The 1,214-nt window shown below is 48.4% G+C and carries 2 protein-coding genes; both read left to right on the top strand.

Annotated elements, in window-relative coordinates; genetic code table 11:
• Positions 1-620: DUF6088 family protein (locus C9J12_RS30050; protein ID WP_227876525.1), on the top strand; the 620-nt coding region annotated here is incomplete at its 5' end.
• Positions 621-623: 3 nt separating this feature from the next.
• Positions 624-1,214: nucleotidyl transferase AbiEii/AbiGii toxin family protein (locus C9J12_RS30045; protein WP_146150145.1), on the top strand; the 591-nt coding region annotated here is incomplete at its 3' end.

Genomic DNA, 1,214 nt, shown 5'->3' with positions numbered 1-1,214 from the left:
ATGTCAATCATCTCCATTTGGGTAAGCCTTTCACGTTAGATCAGGTTGCCTCTAAATATGCCCTGTCCCACGGGGGTCGACAAACCGCCAGCAAGGCCCTTCAACGATTGGTTGCTGCCAAGAAAGTCGCGCGCCTGGCGAACGGCACTTATTATCGACCAAAAGTGTCAAGGTTTGGGCCTCTGCCATTAGAAACGTCCGAGATTGTTAAGGTGGTTACCAAGTCCAGAAAGGCGACTGTGGTTCCTGCAGGTGCAGCCGCTGTCAACCAATTAGGCTTGGATACCCAATTGCCGATGGTATCGAGTTACTACGTGTCGGTCAGAACCCGTGCTCATTTGACGCAAAGGTCAGTAAAATTTGAGTACAAAGAGTCTTTGCAGCACTTTGTTAAAAATTTCAAAGTGGCAGACAAAGAGGTAAAGAACACAGCTTTGCTGATGTGGAGTGCGCTAACGTACTTGGATAAATCCGCCACGCAGCTATATGACACCAAGTTGATCCAAAAGTTTCAACAGGCATTCGACTCAGCATCGCAAGCGAAATTTATTTCAGCATTGCCACCCTCAATGCGTTGGGCTAAGGAATTCTTTCAAACCAGCACCATTCACCAGGACTAAAAAGTGAACCCTTTTTTCCAAGAAGACGACACCGACCGCCGAGAAGCTCTCTTGGCGGCGCAGCAATATCACCCTCTAAACTTACCTGCGTACATCATTGAGAAAGACTTCTATGTCACCTGTATCCTCTACATTCTTTATGCAGACATAGCGCCCAAACTAACGGCAAGAAGCGCGACCCCGTTTGTGTTTAAAGGCGGCACCTCCCTGTCAAAGTGCCATAACCTGATAAACCGGATGTCGGAAGACATTGACCTATCATTTTCCATGGACTTGCTAGGATGCCAGGAAGTTGTCCGCGAACCCAAACGAGGGCGAGGAAAAATGAAGGATGAAGCAGCTGCTATTGACGGGGTGGCTAGACAGTTTGTTTTAGACGAGCTGATTCAACCGCTAACAGCGGCACTCGAAGCACTTGACTCAAGGATTGAAGTCAACATCGAGCAGGATGAGCCACTCCATCTCGGTATCCACTACCCTTCAGTGATGGAGGAAGGTAAGGCAGTGCAGCGGAGAGTTTTGCTTGAAACGGGTAGTCTTTCACAGAACAACCCGGTCGGAAATGTCGACATCACACATATGTTAGGCGAGTAC

Source organism: Photobacterium frigidiphilum, assembly GCF_003025615.1.
In the GTDB taxonomy this organism is placed as follows: Bacteria; Pseudomonadota; Gammaproteobacteria; order Enterobacterales; family Vibrionaceae; genus Photobacterium; species Photobacterium frigidiphilum.
This window is presented reverse-complemented; position numbering and strand designations above follow the sequence as displayed.